The following is a 24,973-nucleotide window of genomic DNA, read 5'->3' on the forward strand; positions in this document are numbered from 1 at the left end:
GGGAGTGGGAGCGCGACGGTGATTCTTCTCTAATCTGTAACCGGCGCAGCAAACGGGAGACTGGCATGTCAAGTTCGCTTATTCTGTCGACGGCGATGCTGCAATTCCTGGCGGCATATACGGTGATCATGATCACGCCAGGCCCTATTGGCCTCGCGACCGGCAGCCTTGCCTCCTTGCACGGCTTTGGCAGGACGATCCCGCTGGTGGCCGGGATCGGCGCCGGTACCGCCGTGCTGGCGGTCCTGGTGGCGTTTGGCGCCGTTCATCTTTCCGGGTCGCTGTCGGTGCCGGCGGTCAAGATCGCCGGTGCGGCCGTCCTTGGCTGGATGGCCCTGCGCATCGCCAGAACGGCGCCGCCGGCCATCGGCGAAGCGCCTCGGCAGGCCGGATTGTTTGCCGGAGGGTTTCTCATCAGCATTCTCTCGCCTGAAACCGCCACTTTCTTCGCCGTCGCCTTCATGGGGCTGATGCTGCCGATCCGGACCTCGAACGAGATGCTGATGGTCGCGGCCATCGTCGCCATCATCGACATAGGCTGGTACGGATTCCTGGCCGTCGCGCTTTCGCGTCCGCTCGTGCGCGCTGCCGCGGTGCGGCATCATCGCGTCATCTGTCGGGCGGCGGGGATCGTGCTGGCAATGCTCGCCCTCGTCTCGGCGGCGTCAGCTTTTCCACTCGGCTGAGCGCTGGTTGAAGCAGGCGCGCGGGATAGGCCGTTTGGTGCCGCTTAGGTGACTCGAACACCTGACCCCATCATTACGAATGATGTGCTCTACCAACTGAGCTAAAGCGGCCCGGGAAGCCGAGCTTCCAAGATGGGCTGCGTGATAGACGCAACCGGCCGCGAATTCAAGATGGCAGTCGCGATTTCAGGACGAGGCAATTCGTGCCGCCTCCGGCCGGGCGCAAGGGCAGCCGCCGCGCGGATCTACCATTGGCCGCGTGATGCCGTATCGGCAGGCCGTCCCGTCCGCCACGTTGGCGGTGGCGGGAAAATCAGCGAAAAATGTTGATTCCTTTACCGAAAACCGCCGAAATGAGCTTTGTGCCCCTCGGCAAGGCAGAATGCGGCCGCTCGCTTGTTGATTGATTGGTCGCCTGCGGCTAACGATCATGGCAATGTGAGTGAAATTGCAGAGGGAATTCGCTTGGACGCGATCGAAAAAGCGATCCGCAATGCCTTCGAGAAAGGCAATGCCGACGACCGGGCGTTTCGCGAGCGGGTCTATCGATCGGCTTTCGCGGCACTCGACCGTGCCCTGCAGGCCAATCCAAACGTCACCGTGGAAGTCGCCATCAAGCGGCGCAAGGCGGTCCAGGCGAAGATCACCGAAATCGAATCGGAATTCCTGCCGGCGGTTGCCGACGTCGCCGCGCCGACCGACAGTTTGGAGGCAGCACCGGAGGTGGAGCCCCCGGCAGAAGCTGAAGCCGCGCCGTCGCCCGATGTCGTCGTTGACGGTCCGGCGCAGCCGCCCGAATCCGATGCGCCGCGGTCGCGCGTCCTGCCGGTCGTTCCCGACATCATGCCCGATGCGCCTGTTGCCGAGGCGCCGGTGATCGACATGGGGGCCTCGGTTCCGACCGAAGCCGACGCCGAAACCGACGACGCGGAAGTGACGCCCGACCGCGACGACCGGCGGGCGAGGCGGCGGCGCCTGCCCTTGACCGCGATCTTCTTCGGTGTGACGCTGCTCGCAGCCGCCGGCATCGGCCTTTATTTCGCCAACCAGACCGGCGTCTTCAAATCGGCGACCGAGCTCGACACGGCGCCGCCGGAAGCGCCGCCAACGGTCGACGGCGATGATTTCACGCCGGACGACACCGCTTCGCCGCCGAAGCAGGGCGAGGCGGACCAGGCGCACGACTGGATCAACGTCTTTTCGCCGGGTGACCCGACGCAGGTCAATGCACCGTCGGACACCAAGGCCGACGTCATCCAGGACGAAAGCGGTTCCTTCCTGCGCATCCGCTCGGGGGCATCCGGCTCGGCCATCAGCTTCGACGTCGGACAAGGCGTGCTGGAAAAACTGGCCGGCAAGCATGCCACATTCGACATCATCGCGCGCTGCGAGGAGGGCCAGGAGACGCAGATTTCCGTCGATTGCAATTTCGGCGAACTCGGCGACTGCGGCCGCAAGCGCTATGCCGTCGGTCGCGAGCGCAATGAATATCTGTTCGACGTGCGCTTTCCCAACAAGCGTCCGGGCGCTGCCGGCACCATCGCCATTAATTCCGACTTCGACAAGCAGGGCAAGTCGGTCGACATCTACGAGATCCGCGTTTCTGTCGTTCCCTAAAGCACGTCGCGTTCCGGCCTCATGCGACGCGCTTCAGGTTCTTGTTTTGATGCATGTCGTTACCGCAAAACCGCTGCACTCTTTTTTGCGCGACATGCATTAACTATCGAGCAGCGCCTGCAGCGTCTCGATGCGGTCGGCTTCGGCCGCCGGCTTGTCCCAGCGCAGCCGCGAAATGCGCGGAAAGCGCATGGCGACGCCGGATTTGTGCCGCGTCGAGCGGTTGAGCCCTTCGAATGCTACCTCAAGCACCAGCCCGTTCCTGCGGTCGGCACGCACCGAGCGGACCGGGCCAAAGCGCTCGATCGTATTGTCGCGGACATATTTGTCGATCTGCCTCAGTTCCTCGTCGGTGAAGCCGAAATAGGCTTTTCCCACCGGGACTAGCTCCTCCGATCCTTCCGGCCCGGACCAGACGCCGAATGTGTAGTCGGAATAGAAGCTCGAGCGTTTGCCGTGGCCGCGCTGGGCGTACATCAGCACGGCGTCGACCGTGTGCGGATCGCGCTTCCATTTGAACCACGGGCCCTTCGGCCGACCGGCCACATACGGCGAATCCCAGCGCTTCAGCATGACGCCTTCGATGACCGGATGCAGCGGCTTGCGGCGCAATTCCTCGAGTGCCTGCCAGTTGGTGAATTCGACCAGCGGCGACAGATCGAAGCGGCTCGGATCGAGCGTCCTGACGAAGGCCTCGAGCCGGCCGCGCCGTTCGCGGAAGGGAAGTCCGCGCAAATCCTCGTCACCAATCTGCAGCGCATCGTAGCACCGCATGAAGGCGGGGTATTGCTGCTGGATCTTGGGCGACACGCTCTTGCGGTTCAGCCGTTGCTGCAGGTCCGAGAACGTGCCCGTCGCCTGCCTGGGGTCTCCGACCAGAAGCTCGCCGTCGAGGGCGCCTGAAAAATCCATCGCCTCGGCAAGATCCGGAAAGGCGCCGGAGACGTCGTCACCGGTGCGCGAATAGAGCCGGCGAATGCCGCCTTCGCAAGCCGCCTGGACGCGGATGCCGTCCCATTTCCATTCGGCCGCGTAGTCGGCCGGGTCGAGCCTTTCGAGGTCGCCGTCGCCGACGGCATTCGACAGCATCACCGGCCTGAACAGCGCCAGCGCCGTTTTCCTGGGCTTTTCCGCTTTACCCTCCAGCCAGGCGAACAGCCCGATATAGGGCGGCGTCAGCCCGTGCCAGAGTTCCTCGATCTCGGCGATATCGACCTTGCCGAAATCGGCCAGTGCCTGCTTGGCCAGCCGCGCCGAGACGCCGATGCGCAGGCCGCCGGTGACCAGCTTTATGATGGCGAAGCGCGCCGACGTGCTGGCGCTGTCGAGCAGCCGGGCCAGCACCTGCGGCCCGTCGGAACGGCTCGCCGCCTGCAGCTTGGCCACCACCTCGGCCAGCGTCGGCTCGTGGTTCGCAACGTCGACCGGCGCTTGCGGCCAGACCAGCGACACGGTCTCGGCCAGGTCGCCGACATAGTCGTAGGAATAGCCGAACAGCACCGGATCCATGCGCTCGATCACCAGTGTGCGCAGCATCGCCGGCTTGACCGCGGCGATGGACAGATCGCCGGTAATGGCCGCCAGCGCCAGCCCGCGGTCCGGATCCTCGACGCTGCGGAAATAGTCGGTCAACAGCGTCAGCTTGCCGTTGCGCGACGGCGTCAGCACCAGCCGGTCGAGAAGCTCGGCGAAGCGGTTCATGGAAGGGGCGACGCCAATGAGAAAGGCTTGCCGCAGAGCGCCGTACCGGCGATTGCTGGATCCAAAAACACCATCAATCGCCCTCGTCCTCGTAGCCGACGAGATGCAGCGGCCTGGCGGCAATGCCTTCGAGTTCGCACCAGCGCACCAGAGCCTCCTCGCGGCCATGCGTTACCCAGATTTCTTCGGCGCCGGTCTCCTTGATCGTCGCCGTCAGCTCGTCCCAGTCGGAGTGATCGGAGATGATCAGCGGCAGCTCGACGCCGCCCTGCTTGGCGCGCTGGCGGATGCGCATCCAGCCTGAGGCGAAGCACGACATCGGATCGGGAAAACGCCGCGCCCAGCGATCGGCGAAGGCGGATGGCGGGCCGACGACGATGGCGCCGGCAAAGTCGCTTTTTTGGCCGGTCTCGACGGTCGCCGGTTCCAATGTGCCGAGATCGATGCCCTGGCTCTGGTAATATTCGCTGAGCTTGGCCAGCGCGCCGTGGATGTAGATCGGCTTTTCGTAGCCGGCATCGCGCAGCAGCCGCATGACGCGCTGCGCCTTGCCCAGCGCATAAGCGCCGACCAGATGCGTTCTCTCGGGAAACTGTTCGGTCGATTTCAGCAGCCGGGCGATCTCTTCGGAATCGGGCGGATGCCGAAACACCGGCAGGCCGAACGTCGCCTCGGTGATGAAGACATCGCATTTGAGCGGCTCGAACGGCTCGCAGGTCGCGTCCTTCTGGCGTTTATAGTCGCCGGACGCGACGATGCACGTGCCCTGGTGCGCGACCTTGATCTGGGCCGAGCCCAGCACATGGCCGGCCGGGTGAAAGCTGACGGTGACGCCGTCGAGCGCAATCGTCTCGCCGAGCACGGCGGCTTGCGTCGTTCCGGCAAAACTGTCGCCGTAGCGCAGCCCCATGATGTCGAGCGTCTGCTGCGTCGCCATCACCGAGCGGTGGCCGGAGCGGGCATGGTCGGAATGGCCATGTGTGATCAGCGCCCGGTTGACCGGCCGCACCGGGTCGATGAAGAAATCGCCGGGCGGGCAATACAGCCCTTCCGGCCGGGGATGAAGCAGGTCGCTGGCGCGCATGGCCCCAAGATAGGCGCTAATTCCGGCGCGGGAAGCCTGTTGTAAGTCACTGCTGACTCCAGCATAGAGCGCAAGCCGGCTGCAAACACCCGGCGGAACCCGATCGCATGAAACCGCTCCAGACCTCGTCCGGCGATTTGACCGCCGACCGCCGCGCCGACTATGCCGAAATGCTTTATGCATCCGGCGATCATACGGCAGCGGCGGAATTGCTGCTCGGCGCGCTCGAACTGGCGCCGCAATGGCCAGCCGGCTGGTTCCGCCTCGGCGAGATGCAGGAAGCGGCGGGCGCGCGCGATCGTGCCGCGCAGGCCTGGACGACGGCGCTGCGGCTGGACCCGGCGGACAGGCTCGGCGCGGTGCTCAAGCTGCAATTGATCGGCAGGGCGGCGGCGGCCCAGGCGCCGCCCAGCGCCTTCGTCGAGACGCTGTACGACCACTATGCCGGGAGTTTCGAGGGTGAACTGGTCGACAGGCTCGGCTACCGTCTGCCCGAATGCCTCGACCGCGCCATCCGGGCAGCACGGCCGGGCCGGTTTTCGCTGGCGCTCGATCTCGGCTGCGGTACCGGCCTCATGGGCCAGAGGCTGCGGCCGATCGCCGACCGGCTGGAGGGTTACGACATCTCGGCCGGCATGCTGAGGCAGGCGCGCGCCAAAGGCGTCTACGATCTGCTCGTCAAGACGGACCTGCAGGACTTTTGCTATTCTGGCCCGAAAGCCGATCTGGTGACGGCGGCCGATGTGTTCATCTATGCCGGCGCGCTCGACAGGGTGGTGAACAAGATTGCCGGAATGCTTGCCGGCGGCGGTCTGTTTGCGTTCTCCGTCGAGACGCTCCCGAGCGGAGAATCGTCTGACAGCGCCGGCTTCGCCTTGCAGCCGTCGCGCCGCTACGCGCATTCGCAAGGCTATGTAGAGCGGGTTCTGGATGCCGACGGCTTTTCGATCCTGTCGCTGCAGGCAACGATCATCCGGCAGGATCGCCGCCAACCGGTCGAAGGGCTGGCCGTAGTGGCAAGCTCGCTTTCCGGCAGCGTAAAATCTGGCTAAGACTTCTGCCGCTGCGCATGAGAAGCCGCAGCTGCGAAAGACAAGGAGCACGTTCATGCGCTGGAACATGACGGTCTTGGCATCTTGCCTGGCGATGGCCGGCTGCGTCGGCAATTCGATGTCCGAACGGCAGGACGAAAACGTCCAGTCCTCGCTGCTATTTGACAAGGTGCCTTGCGATCAATTGCTGGCGCAACGAAACGGCCTGGCGCAGCAATATCATCTGCCGGTGGACGCCAAGCCGTCGTTCTCCAACCCGGCGACGGGCTTTGGCCCGTTCACGCCGGATATGCGCTCAAAAGCCAAACGCGACGCCGACCAGGCAAGCGGCAAGATCGACGCCATGAACCGGTCGATCAGCCGGCGCGAATGCGGCAAGCCGGCCAAACGGAACAAGCTCGGCCTGACCTGACCGGATCTTAATCCGCCACCTTCCACTGCTCGCGCGAGGCGCTGGCGGGATAGACGCCGAGGATGCGCATTTCGCGCGAGAAAAAGCGCAACTCGTCGAGTGCCAGCTTCACCAGCGGATCGTCGGGATGACCCTCGATATCGGCGTAGAACAGCGTCGCTGTAAACGCGCCGAGCTGGTAGCTTTCCAGCTTGGTCATGTTGATGCCGTTGGTGGCGAAGCCGCCCATCGCCTTGTAGAGCGCCGCCGGCACATTGCGGACGCGGAAGATGAAGGTCGTCATCATCCTGGCGTCGGCCGAGGGACGTTCAGCCCATTGCTTGTTCTTGGTCAGCACGACGAAGCGGGTGACGTTGCTGTCGGTGTCCTCGACATTCTCCTCGATGATGTCGAGCCCGTAGAGCGTTGAGGCCAGCGCCGGCGCCAGCGCCGCCATGGTGCGGTCCTTCATCGCGGCGACCATCTTGGCGGCGCCCGCGGTGTCGCCGGCCACCGTCGCCTTCCAGCCGTTCTTGCGGATGTATTTGCGGCATTGGCCGAGCGCGTGGATGTGGCTGTGCACGGTCCTGATCTCGTCGCGCCTGACGCCGGGCAGCACCATCAGCTGGAAGTGGATCGGCAGAAAGTATTCGCCGATGATGTGCAGCTTCGATTCCGGCAAGAGATGATGGATGTCGGCGACGCGGCCGGCAATGGTGTTCTCGATCGGGATCATCGCCAGATCGGCCTTGCCGGTCTCGACGGCGTTGAAGGCGTCCTCGAAGGTCGGGCACGGCAACGGCTCCATTGACGGGAACATGTTGCGGCAGGCGGTGTCGGAATTGGCGCCCGGCTCGCCCTGGAAGGATATTTTGTTGGTCTTTTCAGGCATGCGCGGAGTCTCGGGAATTGAGGGAATTTCTTAGTCGGAAAGGAGCGCCCTGGCGCGTTCGAGATCGTCCGGCGTGTCGACGCCAAGCGGCACCGACTGCACGATCTCCGCATCGATGCGCATGCCGGCCTCAAGCGCCCGCAACTGCTCCAGCCGCTCGCGGCGCTCCAGCGGCGACGGCCTCAGCGCAACGAAGCGTTCGAGCGCGGCGCGGCGATAGGCATAGAGGCCGATATGATGGTAGAGCGGGCCTTCGCCCCAAGGGGCGGTGGCGCGGGTGAAATAGAGCGCCCTGAGCCGCGTCGTCGAGAGTGGCGAGCCGACCAGCTTGACGACGTTCGGATTGGTCTTTTCCTCGTCGCGTACGATCTCGACGCAGAGCGTGGCGATATCCACCGCTGCGTTCTCGAAAGGCTTCAGCGCGGCGCCGATAACAAGGGGGTCGATGGTCGGCAGATCGCCCTGCACATTAACGATGGTCTCGACGCTGTTGCCAGGGTCGAGAATGGTCAGCGCTTCGAAGATGCGGTCGGAACCGGTTTCGTGGTCCGCCCGCGTCATCACCGCCTCGAAACCATGCGCGCGCACCGCCCCCGCAACGCCCTGCGTGTCGGTGGCGACGACGACCCGGCCGAGCCCGGCATCGGCAGCACGGCGAGCGACGTGGACGATCATCGGAGTGCCGGCAATGTCGGCCAGCGGCTTGCCCGGCAGGCGGGTCGAGGCCATGCGGGCCGGGATCAGGATGAGCGTGGACATGAGGCGGGCAGGGGCTCGAAAAAGAGGGGGACAAAAGTGGCAAAAGGTCTCACTGGCAGCGCCCTTATAGGTGTTGCAACGCCGGAGCAAAAGACCTAGTTTCCGCGCGATTTGACCGCCTCGCAGGGTGGTTCACGATACCGACGGACGGAGTGGACGGATCGGTCCGCCGGAAAAGGGAGCCTGGGGCGTATGGATTCCAACGAAGTCAACAAGCTGCTCGCCGGCTTTCTCGGCACGGTGTTCATCGTCTTTTCCGTTGGCATCGTGTCCGACGCGCTGTTTGCCTCGCCGGCGCCGGAAAAGCCCGGCTTCGCCATCGAGGCGACCGAGCCCGCCGAAGGCGGCCCGGCCGTTCCCGCCGCGGCCGTGAAGCCGATCGCCGAGCTGCTGACCACCGCCAACGCCGAAGCGGGCGCCGCCATCTTCAAGAAATGCCAGGCTTGCCACTCCGGCGAAAAGGGTGGCCCCAACAAGGTTGGGCCCGATCTCTGGGACATCGTCGACCGTCCGGTCGCCGAGCATGAGGGCTTTGCCTATTCGGCCGGCATGAAGGAGTTCTCCAAGGGCGGCAGCGAGAAGTGGACCTACGACAATCTCAACCACTTCATCACCTCGCCGAAGAAGTTCGTGAAGGGCACCGCGATGGGCTTCGCCGGCCTGCCGAAGGATGAGGACCGCGCCAACGTCATCGCCTATCTGCGCACGCTGTCGGACAATCCGAAGCCGCTGCCGGCGCCCGGCGCCTCGGCCGAAAACGCGCCCGCCAAGCCGGCCGAAGGTGCAGCCCCTGCCAAGCCGGCAGAAGGCGCGGCGCCAGCCGCCCCGGCGGCACCCGCAAAATAACAAAACTGTAATGACATTATCCTTGAAAAAGCCGGGTTCAGCCCGGCTTTTTCGTTAGGAAAAATGCATATGCGACGACAAAGCCCCTCGGTTGCGGTTTTCAGCGCCGCCAAATGATCTAGATTGGGCCCAGACGCTATGGTGACGGCGCTATATCGCGAAGAGGAGAACGCATGACGGTTGGCCGAGCGCGGACGCTTCTGAAATCGGTGCTGATGCTGGCTGCCTTTGCCGGCGGCCTGCAGGCGGCCTTTGCGGACGAATGGCGCACGACCTCGTCGCTGATCGGCGAATCCAAATATGGCGACAATTTCCAGCACTACGACTACGTCACTCCGGATGCGCCGAAGGGCGGCACAGTGAACTCAGTGGTGCTCGGCACGTTCGACAGCTTCAACCCCTATGTCGTGCAGGGTTCGCCGGCCGCCGGCTTCGCGCAGTTCGGCGGCGGCCTGCTCTACGACACGCTGATGGAGCAGGCGACCGACGAGGGCAGCGTCAACCATCCGCTGATCGCCGATGCCTACAAATACCCGGCCGACTATTCCTCGGCGACCTACAGGCTCGATCCGCGGGCGAAATGGCATGACGGCCAGCCGATAACGACCGACGATGTGATCTGGTCGTTCCAGGTGCTGAAGGCCAACAGCCCGATGTACAGCCGTTATTTCGAGAACGTCACCGACGCGGTTGCGATCTCCGATCGCGAGGTGGAGTTCCATTTCAACCAGAAGGGCAATCGGGAGTTACCTCAGATTCTCGGCGGTCTCGTCGTGCTGCCGAAGCACTGGTGGGAAGGTACCGACGCCAACGGCAGGAAGCGCGACGTCACAAAGCCGACGCAGGAGCCGCCGCTCGGCTCGGCCGCCTACAAGATCGCCAGCTTCAAGCCGGGGTCCGAAATCATCTGGCAGCGCGTGCCGGACTACTGGGCGGCCAAGCTGCCGGTGAAAATTGGCCGTGAGAATTTCGACAGGCAGCGTTTCACCTATTTTCTCGACGACAATGCCGCCTGGCAGGCCTTCACCAAGGGCGGGCTGGACGACATCAAGCCGGAGAACAGTTCGAGGCGCTGGAACACGGCCTATGACTTCCCGGCGGTCAAGGCCGGCGACGTCATCAAGAAGGAATTCAAGACCGCGTCGCCCGAACCGATGCAGGCCTTCATGCTCAACACCAGGCGCCCGCTGTTTAGGGATCGCCTGGTGCGCGCCGCGCTGATGTATCCGTTCGATTTCGAGACGATGAACCGGACCCTGTTCTTCGGTTCCAACACCCGCACCAGCAGCTATTTCCAGGGCACCGAACTGGCGTCGAGCGGCCTGCCGCAAGGCAAGGAACTCGAAATCCTCGAGCAGTACCGTGACAAGCTGCCGCCTGAAGTCTTTACCCAGGAATTCAAGCTGCCGGTCTACGACAACCCGCAGGCTGAGCGCAAATACCTGAAAACCGCGGTCGATCTGTTCGCCAAGGCAGGCTGGATCATCAAGGGCGGCAAGATGGTCAACGCCAAGACCGGCGAGCCATGCAAGTTCGAAATCCTCGGCTGGAACGACACCGACCAGGTCATCGCCAGCCCCTACATCGCCAATCTGCGCAAGATCGGCGTCGACGCAACGCTGCGCCTGATCGACCAAACCCAGTATATCAACCGAGTCACTCACTTCGACTTTGACGTGGTCACTTCGATACTCGGGCAGTCGGACTCTCCTGGCAATGAACAGCGCGATTTCTGGAGTTCCAAGGCCGCCGATTCGCCGGGATCGCGCAATTACGCCGGCATCAAGAATCCGGTCGTCGATGCGCTGGTCGACCGCATCATCTTTGCCACCGACCGCGACGATCTGGTTGCCGCCACCCATGCGCTCGACCGGGTGCTGCTGTGGAACTACTATGTCGTGCCGCAATATTACCGTGCCGTGGTCTGGCTCGCCTACTGGAACAAGTTCGGTATGCCGGAGAAGCAGCCCGCCTATAGCGGCGTCGACCAGAATTCCTGGTGGATCGATCCGGTCAAGGAAAAGGCGCTGGCGGCCAAATACAAGAGTGGCAATTGATGGCGGTGCTGCCCCGTCGCGACTTCCTCGCCCTGGGCGGTGCCGCCGCGGCCGCGGCGCTGCTGCCCGGCCGGGCTTTCGCCACGATCCCGACCGGCGTGAAACTGCACGGCCTGTCGGCCTTCGGCGATCTCAAATATCCTCCGGATTTCGCGCATTTCGACTATGTCAATCCGGACGCTCCCAAGGGCGGCCGGATGAATTTCGCCCCGCCGAACTCCACCCTCAATCAGAGCTTCCTGACTTTCAACACGCTGAACTCGCTGGTGTTGAAAGGGGATTCGCCGCCGCGCACCGAACTCTGTTTCGATTCGCTGATGGCAAGGGCAGTCGATGAGCCGGATGCGGTCTACGGCCAGCTTGCCGAATCCGTTACCTTGTCGCAGGACCGCAACGGCTTCCGCTTCAGCCTGCGGCCACAAGCGCGTTTCCATGACGGCTCGCCGCTGACCGCCGAGGACGTTGCCTTCGCCTTGAACCTCTACAAAGATCGGGGACATCCGAACCTTTCCCAAGCGCTGCGGCACATGACGGATGCGGTCGCAATCGATCCGCTTACAGTCAGCCTTACCTTCAACGGCCAACAGTCGGCGCAGAATATCCTCGCGATCGTCGTAATGCCGATCGTGTCCAAAGCCTTCTACACGGCCAATGATTTCGACGCCTCGACGATGACCCCACCGCTCGGTTCCGGGCCGTACCGAATGGGGCGGGTGGTGGCCGGGCAGACCATCGAATATGAACGCGTCGCCGATTATTGGGGCCGCGATCTGGCCGTGAACCGCGGGCTTAATAATTTCGACCGCATCCGTATCGATTTCTACCTTGATCGCCAGGCAGCGTTTGAAGCGTTCAAGAAAGGGGATACGCATTTTCGCGAGGAGTTCACTGCGCGGGTATGGGCGACCGGCTACGACTTTCCAGCGCTGAAGGATGGCAGGGTCGTCAAACGCGAATTTCCCGGCGAGAAAACGCCATCCATGCAGGCTGTCGCACTCAATCAGCGCCGTCCGCAGTTCCGCGACATTCGCGTGAGACAGGCAATCGCCTATTGCTTCGACTTCGAATGGACCAGGCGGGTTCTGTTTTTCGACTCCTACGAGCGTTCGCAATCGAACTTCGAGCGGTCGGACTACAAGGCCAAGGGCCTGCCCTCACCCCAGGAATTGAAACTGCTGGAGCCGTTTCGAGCCGAGTTGCCGCCGGAGACCTTCGGCGATCCGGTGATGCAACCCCTCTCCGACGGTTCGGGCCACGACCGCAAGCTGCTGCGCGAGGCTTCGAGACTGCTTGCCGAAGCCGGCTGGAAGCGAACGGGCAATTTCGTCGTCAATGACAAGGGCGACCGGCTGCGGGTGGAAATGCTGGCCGAGGACGATGGCCTCGTTCGCATCTTCCTTCCGTGGTCCGAGAATATGAAGGCGATCGGCATCGACGCTTCGGTCCGGCAGGTCGATTCGGCGCAGTTTGAAGCGCGGCAGAGCAATTTCGACTTCGACTTCAACATGCTCGCATGGTCGATCGGAGCGACGCCAACCGCCGATGGTTTGGAGATCCTCTATGCTTCCCGGATGGCGAAAACGCCGGGGATGCGCAACTATCCGGGTACGGAAAGCAAAGCCATCGACGCGCTGATCGAGGCAGCCGGCAAGGCGCAGAGCCGGATCGAACTCGTCACCGCGCTCAACGCGCTCGATCGGGTCTTGCGCGCGCGGCTAGACTGGATTCCAACATATCATCTGGCGAATCACCGGGCAGCCTTCTGGGACATGTTCGGCTTTCCCGCTCAAAAGCCGGATTACGACTTTCCGGTCGAGACGCTGTGGTGGTTCGATAAAGACAAGGCGGCAAAGATTGGCAAAGCCTGAATTTCTTGCGAGCGCTGGCGCCGCCCCTCACCTGCCTGCCGGCATCCTCTCCCCGTATAGCGACGGGGAGAGGGGCGCTTTCATCGATGGTTTCGCCGATCATAAGCGTCGCAATAGAAGCGCCGAGACTACGGCCAGCCCCTTTCTCCCCGTCACTATACGGGGAGAAATGTCCGGCAGGACAATGAAGGGCGGCACCGTCTTCGGCAATTGGCCTGGGGCGATTGCCTTAGGGGCACCTTCAGACACAATGGTCGTCCTCAAGGAGGGTAAAGCCTGATGGGCGCCTACATATTGCGCCGCATCCTTTTGATGATCCCGACCCTGTTCGGTATCATGGCGGTGTCATTTGCCGTCATCCAGTTTGCTCCAGGCGGGCCGGTCGAGCAGGTCATCGCCAGGCTGACCAACCAGGGCGGCAGCAATCGCCTTGGCGGCGGCGGGGGCGATGCGGGCGGCGCCAATGTCGATGTCGCCGGCGACGTCGGCTCGAAATACCGCGGCGCGCAAGGGCTCGATCCGGAATTCATCAAGAAGCTGGAGAAGCAGTTCGGCTTCGACAAGCCGCCGCTCGAGCGCTTCGGCATGATGCTGTGGAACTATCTCCGCTTCGATTTCGGCGACAGCTATTTCCGCGACATATCGGTGCTCGACCTGATCCTGGAAAAGATGCCGGTGTCGATCTCGATCGGGCTGTGGATCACGCTTTTGTCCTACCTGATCTCGATCCCGCTCGGCATCCGCAAGGCGGTCAAGGACGGCTCCACTTTCGACGTCTGGACCAGCGGCGTCGTCATCGTCGGCTACGCGATTCCGGGCTTCCTGTTCGGCATCTTGCTGATGGTTCTGTTTGCCGGCGGCTCGTTCTGGGACTGGTTTCCGCTGCGCGGCATCACCTCCGACAATTGGGACCAGCTGTCCTGGCCGCAGCGGATCGTCGACTATTTCTGGCATATGACCCTGCCGCTGACGGCGCTGGTGCTGTCGGCCTTCGCCACGACGACGCTTTTGACCAAGAATTCCTTCCTCGAGGAAATCCGCAAGCAATATGTGGTCACCGCCCGCGCCAAGGGCCTGTCGGAGCGGCAGGTGCTTTATGGCCACGTCTTCCGCAACGCCATGCTGATCGTCATCGCCGGTTTTCCCGGTGCCTTCATCTCGGCATTCTTCACCGGGTCACTGCTGATCGAGAACATCTTTTCGCTCGACGGCCTCGGCCTGCTTGGTTTCAACTCGGTGGTGCAGCGCGACTATCCGGTGGTCTTCGCCAATCTCTACATCTTCTCGCTGCTTGGCCTGTTCGTCGGGCTGCTGTCCGATCTGATCTATACCTGGGTCGATCCGCGCATCGATTTCGAGCGGAGAGACGTCTGATGGCGCGGACCATGGCCGAAACGGCGCCGGCTCGGATCGCGCGGCCCTTTCTGTCGCCGCTCAACCAGCGGCGCCTGCAGAACTTCAAGTCCAACCGGCGCGGCTACTGGTCATTGTGGATTTTCCTGTTCCTGTTCGTGCTGTCGCTGGTTTCCGAACTGATCGCCAACGACAAGCCGATCATCGCCTCCTACAAGGGCGAGATCCTGTTTCCGGTCCTGGTCGCCTATCCCGAGGAGAAGTTCGGTGGCTTCTATGCGGTCACCGACTACCGCGACCCGGTCATCCAGGACGAGATCAACGCCAATGGCTGGATGGTCTGGCCGCCGGTGCGCTACTCCTACCAGACCGTCAACAACGCTATTCCCGAAGCAGCACCGACCAAGCCGTCCTGGCTCTACGACAAGAAGACGCGCTGCAACCAGTATCCGAAAGGCGAGGCAGACCCCAATTGCAACGTCGGCAACTGGAACTGGCTGGGCACCGACGACCAGGCCCGCGACGTGCTGGCGCGCGTCATCTACGGCTTCAGGATCTCGGTGCTGTTTGGCCTGATCCTGACTGCCGGCTCGGCGCTGATCGGCGTGGCGGCCGGCGCTCTGCAGGGCTATTTCGGCGGCTGGACCGATCTTCTGTTCCAGCGCTTCATCGAGATCTGGTCGGCGATCCCGGTGCTGTATCTGCTCCTGATCGTTGCCGCCATCCTGCCGCCCGGCTTCTTCATCCTGCTCGGATTGATGCTGCTGTTCTCCTGGGTGGCACTGGTCGGCGTGGTGCGGGCCGAGTTCCTGCGCGCCCGTAACTTCGAATATGTCAATGCGGCGCGCGCGCTCGGCGTGTCCAACGTCACCATCATGTTCCGGCATCTGCTGCCCAACGCCATGGTGGCGACGCTGACCTTCCTGCCGTTCCTGCTCAGCGGCTCGATCTCGACGCTGACCTCGCTCGACTATCTCGGCTTCGGCCTGCCGCCCGGCTCCGCCTCGCTCGGTGAACTGTTGAAGCAGGCACAGCGCAACCTCAACGCGCCCTGGCTCGGCATTTCCGGCTTCGTCGTCATCTCGCTGATGCTGTCGCTGCTGGTCTTCGTCGGCGAGGCCACGCGCGACGCCTTCGATCCGCGCAAGACGTTCAGATGAGCGACACCCCGCTGCTTTCGGTCCAGGATCTCAGCGTCGCCTTCACGCAAGCCGGCGACCAGTCGATCGCCGTCGACCATATTTCCTTCGACCTTGCCAAGGGCGAGACGGTGGCGCTGGTCGGCGAATCCGGCTCCGGCAAGTCGGTCACCGCGCTGTCGGTGCTGAAGCTGCTGCCCTATCCGACCGCCAGCCACCCGTCGGGAAGGATACTGTTCCTCGGCGCCGACCTGCTTGCCGCCGACGAGAGAGACCTGCGCCGCGTGCGCGGCAACAAGATCACCATGATCTTCCAGGAGCCGATGACCTCGCTCAACCCGCTGCATACGATCGAGCAGCAGATCGTCGAGGTATTGAAGCTGCATCAGGGCCTGGGCGATCGCAAAGCCAAGGCGCGCACGCTGGAACTTCTGCACGAGGTCGGCATCCGCGAGCCGGAGAAGCGGCTTGACGCCTATCCGCACCAGCTTTCCGGCGGCCAGCGCCAGCGCGTCATGATCGCCATGTCGCTGGCCAACGAGCCTGAACTTTTGATCGCCGACGAGCCGACGACGGCGCTCGACGTCACCGTCCAGGCGCAGATCCTCGAATTGCTGGCCGGCCTGAAAAGCCGCAAGAACATGTCGATGCTGTTCATCACCCACGATCTCGGCATCGTCAGGAAGATCGCCGACCGGGTCTGCGTGATGACCAAGGGCAAGATCGTCGAGACCGGCCCGACCAACGAGATATTCGCCAATCCGCAGCACGCCTACACGCGGCATCTGCTTGCCGCCGAGCCGAAAGGCAAGCCGCCGGCGGCCAACCAGGCCGCCAAGCCGGTGATGGTCGGCAAGGACGTCAAGGTCTGGTTCCCGATCAAGAAGGGCTTCTTCCGGCGCACCGTCGACAATGTGAAGGCGGTCGACGGCATCGACGTCACCGTACGGGCCGGTCAGACGCTTGGCGTCGTCGGCGAATCCGGCTCAGGCAAGACGACGCTCGGCCTGGCGCTGGCCAGGATGATCTCGTCGACCGGGAACATCCAGTTCAACGGACGCGGCATCGATCAGCTGTCCTTCAACGAAATGCGGCCGTTGCGGCGCGAGTTGCAGATCGTCTTCCAGGATCCGTTCGGTTCGCTCAGTCCACGCATGTCGGTCGCCGAGATCATCGAGGAAGGGTTGAAGATCCATGAGCCGAAGCTGTCGCCTGATGCGCGCGACGAGCGTGTCGTCGACGTGCTGAAGGAAGTCGGCCTCGATCCGGCGACGCGCAACCGCTATCCGCACGAATTCTCCGGCGGCCAGCGCCAGCGCGTCGCCATCGCGCGCGCCATGGTGCTCAACCCGCGTTTCGTCATGCTGGACGAGCCGACCTCGGCGCTCGACATGAGCGTGCAGGCGCAGGTCGTCGACCTCTTGCGCAGCCTGCAGGCCAAGCACGACCTCGCCTACCTCTTCATCAGCCACGATCTGAGGGTCATCCGCGCGCTCGCCAACGAAGTCATCGTCATGCGCAATGGCAGGATCGTCGAGGCCGGTCCTTCCGAACAGATTTTTGGCAAACCGCGGACCGACTATACAAAGGCGTTGATCTCGGCCGCCTTCAAGATCGAAACGGCGCCGGTCGGCATCGTCAGCGAGTAGATTTTCGCCAGAGATCATGCACAAAATCAAAACGCAGCCGCGCCTTGCGCGTCGGGACGCGAACGCTGTTGGTAAAAAGGGAAAAACAATCCGCAATGGAAAAAGGCCGCATCCTGCTTGCCCTCACCGGTATTCATCCGCTGCGCTGGCGCGAACTGCTGTCGGCGGAGCGCGAGGTGGTGCTCGAGCCGAACGGCGCCGGCGATCCCTCGATCACCTATGCGGTGGTGTGGAAACAGCGGCCGAACCTGTTGTCGTCGCTGCCCAATCTGCGCGCCATCTTCTCGATCGGCGCCGGCGTCGACCACATCTTCGCCGATCCCACCTTGCCCGACGTACCGGTCGTCAAGGTGGTGGCCGACAACCTGACCCAGTACATGACCGAATACGTCGTCTGGCGGGTGCTCGACCACCATCGCCAGGGCATGCTCTACCGCGCCCAGCAGCAGAAGAAGATCTGGCATGAACCGCAGCAGCGGCCGGCCAGCGACATCTCGGTCGGCATTATGGGGCTCGGCACGCTTGGCCGCGCGGCGGCATCGGTGCTGTTGTCGCTCGGCTTTCCCGTCAATGGCTGGTCGCGCAGCGACCGGCCGATGCAAGGTGTCTCGACTTACGCGGGCGAGGCCGGCCTGATCCCGTTCCTCAACGCCACCGATATCCTGGTGGTGCTGCTGCCGCTGACGCCGCAGACGCACGGCATCATCAACCACAGCGTGCTGAAGGAGCTGCGCAAGCGCAACGGGCTCGGCGGCTCAGTGCTGATCAATGCCGGGCGCGGCAGGCTGCAGAAGGACGCCGACATTTTGCGCGCGCTGGACGACGGCACGCTGAAGGAAGCCAGCCTCGACGTTTTCGAGGTCGAGCCGCTGCCGAAGACCAGCCCGCTATGGAGCCACCCCAAAGTGTTCGTGACGCCGCACGCGGCGGCAACCTCCGATCCGGTCCACCTGGCGCCGATCATGCTGCGTCAGATGGATGCTTTCGAGCGCGGCGAAGCGCTGGAAAATGTAGTGGATCGCGACGCCGGGTATTAATTTTTTAGAGCGCCGCTTTCCAGTCTCAGCCCCAGCCGAGCGGCACGTAGTCGATCTCCATAAACGCCTCGACCTCGGGGATCCAGCGGTCGCGGACGAAGGCGACGTGGTCGGGATGGTCGTTATAGCCGGAATAGGCCCGCTGATCGGCAAACTCCATCGAGAAGCCGAAGCGGTAGTCGTTCTTGGGACTGACCTGCCGCAACTGCTCGAAATGCGTGACGCCCTTTATCGCCGTGAGAATCCTCTTGGCGTCGGCGAGGAACCGTTTTTCCTCGAGCGAATGCGGCGGGTGTTTCAGCGTGAACACGACGGTGTGACGGATCATTTTTTGCTCCTGCGATGTCTTCGTGTCACGCGCTGTCAGCCCAGGCGCGGATGAGGTTATAGGCGATCGCCCCCTTCGGCGGTGTCACCAGGCCGCCCGGATGCTCGCGGGCCACCATCGAGAGCACCTCGTCGCGAAAGAACCAGCGGCAATCTTCCAGCTCGTTGAGGTCGGGCTGGATATCGTCGTTGAGCGGTTCGCCGAAGCAGCCGATCATCAGCGAATAGGGAAACGGCCAGGGCTGGCTGGCGTGGTAGACGACGCGGCCGAGCCTGATGCCGGCTTCCTCCAGCGTTTCGCGGCGCACCGCCGCCTCGATCGTCTCGCCCGGCTCGATGAAACCGGCGAGCGCCGAATACATGCCGGGCCCGAAATGCCGGCCGCGGCCGAGCAGGCATTTTTCGCGTGTTGCCGTCAGCATGATCGCCACCGGGTCGGTGCGCGGAAAGTGCTCCGTACCGCAGGCCGGGCAATGCCGCTTGTAACCGCCCGCCCGCATCGCGGCTTCGGTGCCGCATTTGCTGCAGAAGCGATGGCTGGCATGCCAGGCGAGCAGCGCCGCCCCTTGCGCCAGCGCGCCGGCCGCCGCTTCGTCGATCAGCCCCTGCATATAGACCGAGCGATAGTCGATCGCCTTGATCGTCTCGGGAAGCTGCTCGGGCTCGACCCCGGCCGGCACCGCCAGCACCGGGCCGCTTTCGGAAAAACCGAGCAGGACGCCGTTTTCGAGCGATGCTTCGAGCGGCCGGCATTCGGCCACGCCGAACCAAGGGTCGAATGCGCCTTGCGCAAGCTTCAAATAGAGCCGGCCGCCACGCATCAGCAAAAGCCGCGCCGAGGGATCGGCGAGTGCCTTTTCGACGGAATCGTCGGCGCGGTTTTCGGACTGCCGGTCGATAACGTTGCCGGCGAAGCCGACGAACTGGCTCGGCTCGCGCAAGGGCGCGTCAAACAGGCGAAAGCTCATGCAGACTCGGGAAGGTTCAAGGTGGACACGGAGAGGCTTATAACGCTGCCTTGATCTTTTCCGCAAACTTGCGAAGGTCGGAGCGCTGATAGGGCTCGCGCAGGCCGTGCCCCCACACCGGGCCAGGCCAGCCGGGATCGCCTTCCGAGCGCGCAATGACGTGTACATGCAGCTGGCGCACGATGTTGCCGAGTGCGCCGGTGTTGATCTTGGTGCAGCCGGTCACCCGCTTCAGCGCCAGCGCCACCATGTTGGTCTCGAAGGTCAGCATCGCCTGGTCCAGCGGCGTCATGTCGTGGATTTCCTCGATGCCCGGCCGCTGCGGCACCAGCAGCAGCCATGGCCAGCGGCGGTCTTTCATGACGCGCAATTCGCACAGGCCGAGCCACATCAGCTGTTCGCTGTCGGCTTCCAGCTGGGCGTCAAGCGTGAATCCGGCCTTGAGGCCCGGCAGCATCGGCGTTTCCCTCACTTTTTGACGTTTTTTGAACTCCATCGACGCTAGAGCGGCTTCCGAAGGGCCGCAAGGGGCAGCAACCAACATTGGCCGTCGCGGCGCTGATTGTGCGCGAAGAAGTGAGGCCCGGGCAAATTGCATCAGCTTGGCGCTGCCCCGCCGAGATTGACGATTTTGATCGCGGCCACATTTTGTTCTTGCTTTGTGCCGGCAGCTATGCTACTAATCTCGCTATGGTGATTATTCGCACCAACGACCCGCCCGCCGAGGCGGGTTTTTGGTTTCAGCTTTCGCCATCGCTCAAGGACCCTATCATCCGCACTTGCATTTCATCGCCGGATTGCCGATATGGAGGTTGGGAGGTTGGTGGTGGACGGTCCACTCGCCAACCGGGTCAGGTCCGGAAGGAAGCAGCCCTAACGAGCCCGGAACGGGTCATTGTTCCAGCCTCCCGCCTCTTCGCCTTTTACCCCGACATTGACGGCGCCAAGCCGCGCGGGCGAAACTATGCGCAGGAATCGGCCGCCTCCAGTGGCAGCCCTTGGAGCTTAACGGGCGAATGAGCGAAGCCGGAAACGAGGCCGGGAAATTGGACAAGCCTGCCGCCTACCGCGTGCTGGCGCGCAAATACCGACCGTCGAATTTCTCCGAACTGATCGGCCAGGAGCCGATGGTCCGCACGTTGACCAATGCCTTTGCCACCGGCCGCATCGCCCAGGCCTGGATGCTGACCGGCGTGCGTGGCGTCGGCAAGACGACGACCGCGCGCATACTCGCGCGGGCCCTGAACTACAAAACATCGACCGTCGACCAGCCGTCCGTCGACCTTGCCGTGCTCGGCGAGCATTGCCAGGCGATCATGGAAGGCCGGCATGTCGACGTCATCGAGATGGACGCCGCCTCGCATACCGGCATCGACGACATCAGGGACATCATCGAGCGTGTGCGCTACGCCCCGGTGTCGGCGCGCTACAAGGTCTACATCATCGACGAAGTGCACATGCTTTCCAACCAGGCCTTCAACGGCCTGCTGAAGACGCTGGAAGAGCCGCCGCCGCACGTCAAGTTCATCTTCGCCACCACCGAAATCCGCAAGGTGCCGATCACCGTCCTGTCGCGCTGCCAGCGTTTCGACCTCAGGCGCATCGATGCGGCAATGATCAAGGCCGACCTTGCCAGGATAGCCCGTCTGGAGGGCATCGAAGTCGAAGACGATGCGCTGGCGATGATCGCGCGCGCGGCCGAAGGCTCGATGCGCGATGCGCAGTCCATCCTCGACCAGGCGATCGCCCATGGCGGCGGCGCGGTCAGCGCCGAAGCGGTGCGTGCTATGCTCGGCCTTGCCGACCGTGCCCGCATCGTCGACCTGTTCGAACATGTCATGAAGGGCGACGTCGCCGCCGCACTTGCCGAATTCCGTGCCCAGTACGATACCGGCGCCGATCCTGCCGCGGTGCTGACCGACCTTGCCGAGTTCAATCATCTGGTCACCCGTCTGCGTTTCGTGCCGGCTGCCATCGACGACGCCTCGCTGTCCGAGGACGAGCGCCGGCGCGGCGCCGATTTCGCCAGCACGCTGTCGGTCAAGGTGCTGTCGCGGACGTGGCAGATCCTCTTGAAAGGTATTCCCGAGGTGCAGACCTCCAACCGCCCGGTCAGCGCCGCCGAGATGGTGCTGATCCGGCTGGCCCATGCCGCCGACCTGCCGACGCTGGACGAGGCGCTGAAATCGCTGGAGAACGGCGGTACACTGCCGGGTGCCGCGCCGCGCGCGAATGGCACGCCGGCAAGCCCCGGCCCCGCAAACCATGCGCCTGCAGGCGGTGGTGCCGGCGCCGTGGCGCAGGCGCGGATGCCGACGTCCAATGGCGGCGCCCAGACAATGCGCCTGGTCGAGACGATGCGCCTGGTCGAGGCCGAGCCCGTGCCGACCAACTTCGTTGCTCCGCCGGAGCCGGCGGTCGAGGCGTCGCCGGTGCCGGTGAAATCGCTGGCCGACATTATCGCCCTTGCCGACGCCCAGCGCGACATGGCCTTCAAGGTGCTGGTGAAGCGTTGCGTGCGCCTGGTGCGCATCGAGCCCGGTCGTATCGACGTCAGCCTGACCGACGATGCGCCGAAGATGTTGCTCAATGATTTGACCGCCAAGCTGCGCGCCTGGACGGGCCGCAACTGGCTGGTGTCGCTGTCGAAGGACGAGGGCGGCCAGACCTTGGCCGAGATGGAATCGACAAAGCGCGAAAACGCCTTCCTCGATGCCAAGAGCGACCCGACGGTCGCCGCCATCCTGGCGCGCTTTCCCGGTGCCAAGATCATCGACGTGCGCATTCCCGATGCGCCGGAAGCCGACGAGGCCGAAGTGCCGGTCGAGCCGCCGGCCGACGACGACGAAACCTGAACAACCTGGACCAGCTGCAAAGGACAGTGCGATGAAAGACCTTCTCGGCATGATGGGCAAGGCAAAGGAAATGCAGGCCAAGTTCCAGGCCATGCAGGATGAGATCGCCACGCTGGAAGCCACCGGGCAGGCCGGCGGCGGCCTGGTCAGCGTGACGCTGACCGGCAAATTCGAGATGAAGTCGCTGAAGATCGACCCGGCGCTGTTCAAGGAGGACGAGGTCGAGATTCTCGAGGACCTGCTTCTCGCTGCCCACAACGACGCCAGGACCAAGGTCGAGCAGATCATGCAGGAGAAGACCAGGGCGCTGACCGCGGGCCTACCGATCCCGCCGGGAATGAAACTGCCGTTCTAAGGCTAGTGCATGTCGCGCAAAAGTGTGCAGCGGTTTTGCGATAACGACATGCATCAAAACAAGAACCTAAAGCGCGTCGCATAAGCCGGTCGAACGCGACGCGCTAGTCAATCGGTATGCCGTTACAGTGGCCGAAGAGTGCAGCGGCCCAGTGCTCGCTCCACCGCCAGCTGTGTCTATTAGGCAACTCCCCACACTTAATAACGCTTTAGCCATCTTTTTGCCTGAAAGTGTCTCATTCTTGCCGCAACCAGGGGCGGGCTGGCAGCAGAATTGAGGGGACACCTGTTGATCTCTACCCGATGGAAGACGCCGTTGCGGCTCGGCGTCGTTATCTCGCCGCTGTTTTTGGCCGCTTGCAGTCAGACCGCCTCGCACGGCATGTCCAGCCTGACCGATGCCATTACGCCGAGTTTCCTGAGCTCGCGCTCCTACAATTCCACGCCGAAGGAGAAGGAATGCCTGGAGCGGGCAATGTTCTTCGAGTCCAACCGGTCGAGCCGTGACGGCATGATTGCGGTCGGCACGGTGGTGATGAACCGGTTGCGGTCCGGCAATCACGGCAACACCATCTGCCAGGTCGTCGGCGAGCGCGGGCAGTTCGCGCCGGGCGTCATGACACGGCCGATGAATTCGAAGGCGATGCCCGACGTCGAGGAAGCCGCCGAGGCGGTGCTCAAGGGCGAGCGCAAAGCCAAGCTGAAGAATACCATGTTCTTCCACACCGCCGGCCTGCGCTTCCCCTACAAGAACATGCACTACACCATGGTCGCCGGCGGCAATGCCTTCTATGAAAAGCGCGGCCGCAACTGGCAGCCGCTGCCGGACGAGCCGGTGGTCGCCATGGCCCAGGCCAAGCCGCAAGCGCCTGCCGCTCAGGCCATACTTGTCGCCTCGGCGGAGCCGGCTCGCGAGGTCAAGCCGACATTCGCCAAGGCAACCTATGTGACCGCCGCAGCATCGCTGCCGGCAAAGCAGACAAGGGTGACCGCCGGAAAGGCGACCCCGGAGAAGACGACGGCGGAGAAGCCGATGCTTGTGGCGCTGCAGGAACCAATGCAGGAGCCGGATGCGGCCCGTTTTGGCGGAACCGTGAGCGAGCGGCCTGTCACCTCCTTCCAGGCCGTGCCGGCAGAGCCGACAATGTCGTTCGAGGCGACGCCCGAGAACACCGACGCCATCGGCGCGATGATCGCCGGCCAGACCCGGCCACTGGAAGAAAACTGAGGGCCCTAGTGGCTTGCAGTCGCTTCGGACAAATACGAGGAGTCGGCGCCGCCCCTCATCGCCCTGCCGGGCACTTCTCCCCGTATAGTGACGGGGAGAAGTGGGACGGCCGCAATCCTGGCGTACATTCTGCAACGATGATGATTGGCGAAACCGTCGATAAGAGCGTTCCTCTCCCCGTCACTATACGGGGAGAGGTCGCCGGCAGGCGGGTGAGGGGCAGCGCCAACGCCCGGAAAAGGGTGACGGGCGAATTCAAGCCTGAAGCGATTGCTCGGTCGCCCGCCTCAGCAGAGTTCCAAAACGCGTTGAAAAATCCTAAACCGGTGCGATGTCGAAGCGAATCGCCGGTCCCGAGATCGAACGCCTGATCCAGCTGCTGGCCAAGGTGCCGGGGCTCGGTCCGCGTTCGGCACGGCGCGCAGCACTCCACCTCATCAAGAAGAAGGAACAGCTGCTGGCGCCGCTCGCCGCCGCCATGGGCGAGGCGGTCGACAAGGTGCGCATCTGCTCGACCTGCGGCAATGTCGATACCTCGGATCCATGCATGATCTGCACCGACCCCCGCCGCGACCCCACTATGCTCATCGTCGTCGAGGACGTGGCCGACCTTTGGGCGCTGGAGCGGGCGACAGCCATGAACGTGCGCTACCATGTGCTCGGCGGTACGCTGTCGCCGCTCGACGGCATTGGTCCTGATGAGCTCAACATCCGTTCGCTGGTCGACCGCGTCGCCGGCGGCGAAGTCAAGGAAGTGATCCTCGCCGTCAACGCCACGGTCGAGGGCCAGACCACCGCGCACTACCTCACCGACCAGCTTTCCGGCTTCGACATCAAGGTGACGCGCCTGGCGCACGGTGTTCCGGTCGGCGGCGAACTCGATTATCTCGACGAAGGCACGCTGGCCGCCGCACTGCGCTCGCGGACGGTGTTTTGAGGCGAGCGGCGGGGAGAGTGCTTCCGAGATGATTGCGTTCCGTCGCGCCCCCCTCTGTCCTGCCGGACATCTCCCCCACGAGGGCAGGGCTATCGCATATGAGTGATGGCATTGATGAGATAGTCGTCGTTCCAGGCGCATTTCTTGATGCGATGGCTGATGGGAACTTTGGC

Annotated in this window: 22 protein-coding genes, 1 tRNA gene and 1 other RNA gene; 16 read left to right on the forward strand and 8 right to left on the reverse strand. The window is 63.4% G+C overall.

From position 1 onward, the window contains the following. Positions 1-65: 65 nt before the first annotated feature. On the forward strand, positions 66-686 hold the full coding sequence (locus NKI72_RS24365; RefSeq protein WP_352767109.1) for a LysE family translocator: 621 nt from the start codon (positions 66-68) through the stop codon (positions 684-686). A 35-nt stretch (positions 687-721) separates the two neighbouring features. Here NKI72_RS24365 and NKI72_RS24370 read toward each other — a convergent pair. Then, a tRNA-Thr gene (locus NKI72_RS24370) sits at positions 722-797 on the reverse strand. Positions 798-1,151: 354 nt separating this feature from the next. On the opposite strand from NKI72_RS24370, the gene NKI72_RS24375 reads away from it, so the two are divergent. Then, entirely contained in the window at positions 1,152-2,303 is a 1,152-nt protein-coding gene (locus NKI72_RS24375; protein ID WP_352851056.1) for a hypothetical protein, read from the forward strand. A gap of 99 nt (positions 2,304-2,402) precedes the next feature. Here the strand turns inward: NKI72_RS24375 and NKI72_RS24380 are convergent, their stop codons facing one another. Both NKI72_RS24380 and NKI72_RS24385 read right to left on the reverse strand, forming a co-directional pair. Then, positions 2,403-4,004 carry a cisplatin damage response ATP-dependent DNA ligase gene (locus NKI72_RS24380; RefSeq protein WP_352540485.1) on the reverse strand — a complete coding sequence of 534 codons (1,602 nt, stop codon included), beginning with the start codon at positions 4,002-4,004 and terminating at the stop codon, positions 2,403-2,405. 73 nt (positions 4,005-4,077) lie between these two features. Further along, positions 4,078-5,088, reverse strand: a complete 1,011-nt coding sequence (locus NKI72_RS24385; protein ID WP_352470029.1) for a ligase-associated DNA damage response exonuclease — start codon at positions 5,086-5,088, stop codon at positions 4,078-4,080. A 107-nt stretch (positions 5,089-5,195) separates the two neighbouring features. Here NKI72_RS24385 and NKI72_RS24390 point away from each other — a divergent pair, with 107 nt between their 5' ends. Both NKI72_RS24390 and NKI72_RS24395 read left to right on the forward strand, forming a co-directional pair. Further along, positions 5,196-6,140: a methyltransferase domain-containing protein gene (locus NKI72_RS24390; protein WP_352813723.1), complete on the forward strand. Its 945-nt coding sequence runs from the start codon at positions 5,196-5,198 to the stop codon at positions 6,138-6,140. A 55-nt stretch (positions 6,141-6,195) separates the two neighbouring features. After that, positions 6,196-6,552, forward strand: coding sequence for a hypothetical protein (locus NKI72_RS24395; RefSeq protein ID WP_352470032.1), 357 nt, complete (start codon positions 6,196-6,198; stop codon positions 6,550-6,552). 7 nt (positions 6,553-6,559) lie between these two features. Here NKI72_RS24395 and NKI72_RS24400 read toward each other — a convergent pair whose 3' ends face one another. Further along, on the reverse strand, positions 6,560-7,423 hold the full coding sequence (locus NKI72_RS24400) for a prephenate dehydratase (protein ID WP_023717847.1): 864 nt from the start codon (positions 7,421-7,423) through the stop codon (positions 6,560-6,562). 30 nt (positions 7,424-7,453) lie between these two features. Then, a complete protein-coding gene (locus NKI72_RS24405) occupies positions 7,454-8,182 on the reverse strand; it encodes a 3-deoxy-manno-octulosonate cytidylyltransferase (protein ID WP_352470034.1) in 729 nt (242 codons plus the stop codon). Positions 8,183-8,374: 192 nt separating this feature from the next. Here NKI72_RS24405 and NKI72_RS24410 point away from each other — a divergent pair, with 192 nt between their 5' ends. The 7 genes from NKI72_RS24410 to NKI72_RS24440 all read left to right on the forward strand — a co-directional run bounded on the left by NKI72_RS24410 (position 8,375) and on the right by NKI72_RS24440 (position 18,131). Beyond that, positions 8,375-9,028 (forward strand): c-type cytochrome, encoded by a 654-nt coding sequence (locus NKI72_RS24410; RefSeq protein WP_352470035.1) that lies wholly within the window; start codon positions 8,375-8,377, stop codon positions 9,026-9,028. Between the two features lie 173 nt (positions 9,029-9,201). Further along, positions 9,202-11,085: an extracellular solute-binding protein gene (locus tag NKI72_RS24415; protein ID WP_352851058.1), complete on the forward strand. Its 1,884-nt coding sequence runs from the start codon at positions 9,202-9,204 to the stop codon at positions 11,083-11,085. Then, complete coding sequence (locus NKI72_RS24420) at positions 11,085-12,953, forward strand: extracellular solute-binding protein (protein ID WP_352830419.1); 1,869 nt, start codon at positions 11,085-11,087, stop codon at positions 12,951-12,953. Before NKI72_RS24415 ends, NKI72_RS24420 begins: the two co-directional genes overlap by 1 nt. A gap of 279 nt (positions 12,954-13,232) precedes the next feature. Then, on the forward strand, positions 13,233-14,327 hold the full coding sequence (locus NKI72_RS24425) for a microcin C ABC transporter permease YejB (protein ID WP_352851059.1): 1,095 nt from the start codon (positions 13,233-13,235) through the stop codon (positions 14,325-14,327). Next, a complete protein-coding gene (locus tag NKI72_RS24430; RefSeq protein WP_352767092.1) occupies positions 14,327-15,466 on the forward strand; it encodes an ABC transporter permease in 1,140 nt (379 codons plus the stop codon). Before NKI72_RS24425 ends, NKI72_RS24430 begins: the two co-directional genes overlap by 1 nt. Next, complete coding sequence (locus tag NKI72_RS24435) at positions 15,463-17,094, forward strand: ABC transporter ATP-binding protein (RefSeq protein WP_352767090.1); 1,632 nt, start codon at positions 15,463-15,465, stop codon at positions 17,092-17,094. The genes NKI72_RS24430 and NKI72_RS24435 overlap by 4 nt, the downstream gene beginning before the upstream one ends. 95 nt (positions 17,095-17,189) lie before the next feature. Continuing rightward, entirely contained in the window at positions 17,190-18,131 is a 942-nt protein-coding gene (locus tag NKI72_RS24440; protein ID WP_352613864.1) for a 2-hydroxyacid dehydrogenase, read from the forward strand. Between the two features lie 25 nt (positions 18,132-18,156). Here NKI72_RS24440 and NKI72_RS24445 read toward each other — a convergent pair whose 3' ends face one another. From NKI72_RS24445 to NKI72_RS24455, 3 genes are read right to left on the reverse strand one after another with little or no spacing between them, the layout of a single operon-like run. After that, positions 18,157-18,459, reverse strand: coding sequence for a Dabb family protein (locus tag NKI72_RS24445; protein ID WP_023676866.1), 303 nt, complete (start codon positions 18,457-18,459; stop codon positions 18,157-18,159). 25 nt (positions 18,460-18,484) lie between these two features. Further along, complete coding sequence (gene nudC, locus NKI72_RS24450) at positions 18,485-19,426, reverse strand: NAD(+) diphosphatase (protein ID WP_352830426.1); 942 nt, start codon at positions 19,424-19,426, stop codon at positions 18,485-18,487. Positions 19,427-19,463: 37 nt separating this feature from the next. Next, complete coding sequence (locus NKI72_RS24455; RefSeq protein ID WP_352851060.1) at positions 19,464-19,883, reverse strand: HIT family protein; 420 nt, start codon at positions 19,881-19,883, stop codon at positions 19,464-19,466. A gap of 358 nt (positions 19,884-20,241) precedes the next feature. Between NKI72_RS24455 and ffs the strand changes: the two genes are divergently transcribed. From ffs to recR, 5 genes are all read left to right on the forward strand, one after another. After that, positions 20,242-20,338, forward strand: an RNA gene (ffs, locus tag NKI72_RS24460) — signal recognition particle sRNA small type. Positions 20,339-20,442: 104 nt separating this feature from the next. Continuing rightward, on the forward strand, positions 20,443-22,281 hold the full coding sequence (locus NKI72_RS24465; protein ID WP_352767084.1) for a DNA polymerase III subunit gamma/tau: 1,839 nt from the start codon (positions 20,443-20,445) through the stop codon (positions 22,279-22,281). Positions 22,282-22,312: 31 nt separating this feature from the next. After that, positions 22,313-22,636, forward strand: a complete 324-nt coding sequence (locus NKI72_RS24470) for a YbaB/EbfC family nucleoid-associated protein (RefSeq protein ID WP_352470044.1) — start codon at positions 22,313-22,315, stop codon at positions 22,634-22,636. A 288-nt stretch (positions 22,637-22,924) separates the two neighbouring features. Next, positions 22,925-23,863 (forward strand): cell wall hydrolase, encoded by a 939-nt coding sequence (locus tag NKI72_RS24475; protein WP_352767081.1) that lies wholly within the window; start codon positions 22,925-22,927, stop codon positions 23,861-23,863. Positions 23,864-24,194: 331 nt separating this feature from the next. After that, on the forward strand, positions 24,195-24,800 hold the full coding sequence (gene recR, locus NKI72_RS24480; RefSeq protein WP_352767079.1) for a recombination mediator RecR: 606 nt from the start codon (positions 24,195-24,197) through the stop codon (positions 24,798-24,800). Positions 24,801-24,973: the final 173 nt, after the last annotated feature.

Source organism: Mesorhizobium sp. M0437, assembly GCF_040321335.1.
GTDB lineage: Bacteria > Pseudomonadota > Alphaproteobacteria > Rhizobiales > Rhizobiaceae > Mesorhizobium.

Bases quoted from the DNA above. Each gene is read 5' to 3' on its own strand.
- NKI72_RS24365 (WP_352767109.1), top strand. From the start codon at position 66: ATGTCAAGTTCGCTTATTCTGTCGACGGCGATGCTGCAATTCCTGGCG.
- NKI72_RS24380 (WP_352540485.1), bottom strand. From the start codon at position 4,004: ATGAACCGCTTCGCCGAGCTTCTCGACCGGCTGGTGCTGACGCCGTCG.
- NKI72_RS24385 (WP_352470029.1), bottom strand. From the start codon at position 5,088: ATGCGCGCCAGCGACCTGCTTCATCCCCGGCCGGAAGGGCTGTATTGC.
- NKI72_RS24390 (WP_352813723.1), top strand. From the start codon at position 5,196: ATGAAACCGCTCCAGACCTCGTCCGGCGATTTGACCGCCGACCGCCGC.
- NKI72_RS24395 (WP_352470032.1), top strand. From the start codon at position 6,196: ATGCGCTGGAACATGACGGTCTTGGCATCTTGCCTGGCGATGGCCGGC.
- NKI72_RS24400 (WP_023717847.1), bottom strand. From the start codon at position 7,423: ATGCCTGAAAAGACCAACAAAATATCCTTCCAGGGCGAGCCGGGCGCC.
- NKI72_RS24405 (WP_352470034.1), bottom strand. From the start codon at position 8,182: ATGTCCACGCTCATCCTGATCCCGGCCCGCATGGCCTCGACCCGCCTG.
- NKI72_RS24410 (WP_352470035.1), top strand. From the start codon at position 8,375: ATGGATTCCAACGAAGTCAACAAGCTGCTCGCCGGCTTTCTCGGCACG.
- NKI72_RS24415 (WP_352851058.1), top strand. From the start codon at position 9,202: ATGACGGTTGGCCGAGCGCGGACGCTTCTGAAATCGGTGCTGATGCTG.
- NKI72_RS24420 (WP_352830419.1), top strand. From the start codon at position 11,085: ATGGCGGTGCTGCCCCGTCGCGACTTCCTCGCCCTGGGCGGTGCCGCC.
- NKI72_RS24425 (WP_352851059.1), top strand. From the start codon at position 13,233: ATGGGCGCCTACATATTGCGCCGCATCCTTTTGATGATCCCGACCCTG.
- NKI72_RS24430 (WP_352767092.1), top strand. From the start codon at position 14,327: ATGGCGCGGACCATGGCCGAAACGGCGCCGGCTCGGATCGCGCGGCCC.
- NKI72_RS24435 (WP_352767090.1), top strand. From the start codon at position 15,463: ATGAGCGACACCCCGCTGCTTTCGGTCCAGGATCTCAGCGTCGCCTTC.
- NKI72_RS24440 (WP_352613864.1), top strand. From the start codon at position 17,190: ATGGAAAAAGGCCGCATCCTGCTTGCCCTCACCGGTATTCATCCGCTG.
- NKI72_RS24445 (WP_023676866.1), bottom strand. From the start codon at position 18,459: ATGATCCGTCACACCGTCGTGTTCACGCTGAAACACCCGCCGCATTCG.
- nudC (WP_352830426.1), bottom strand. From the start codon at position 19,426: ATGAGCTTTCGCCTGTTTGACGCGCCCTTGCGCGAGCCGAGCCAGTTC.
- NKI72_RS24455 (WP_352851060.1), bottom strand. From the start codon at position 19,883: ATGCTGCCGGGCCTCAAGGCCGGATTCACGCTTGACGCCCAGCTGGAA.
- NKI72_RS24465 (WP_352767084.1), top strand. From the start codon at position 20,443: ATGAGCGAAGCCGGAAACGAGGCCGGGAAATTGGACAAGCCTGCCGCC.
- NKI72_RS24470 (WP_352470044.1), top strand. From the start codon at position 22,313: ATGAAAGACCTTCTCGGCATGATGGGCAAGGCAAAGGAAATGCAGGCC.
- recR (WP_352767079.1), top strand. From the start codon at position 24,195: ATGTCGAAGCGAATCGCCGGTCCCGAGATCGAACGCCTGATCCAGCTG.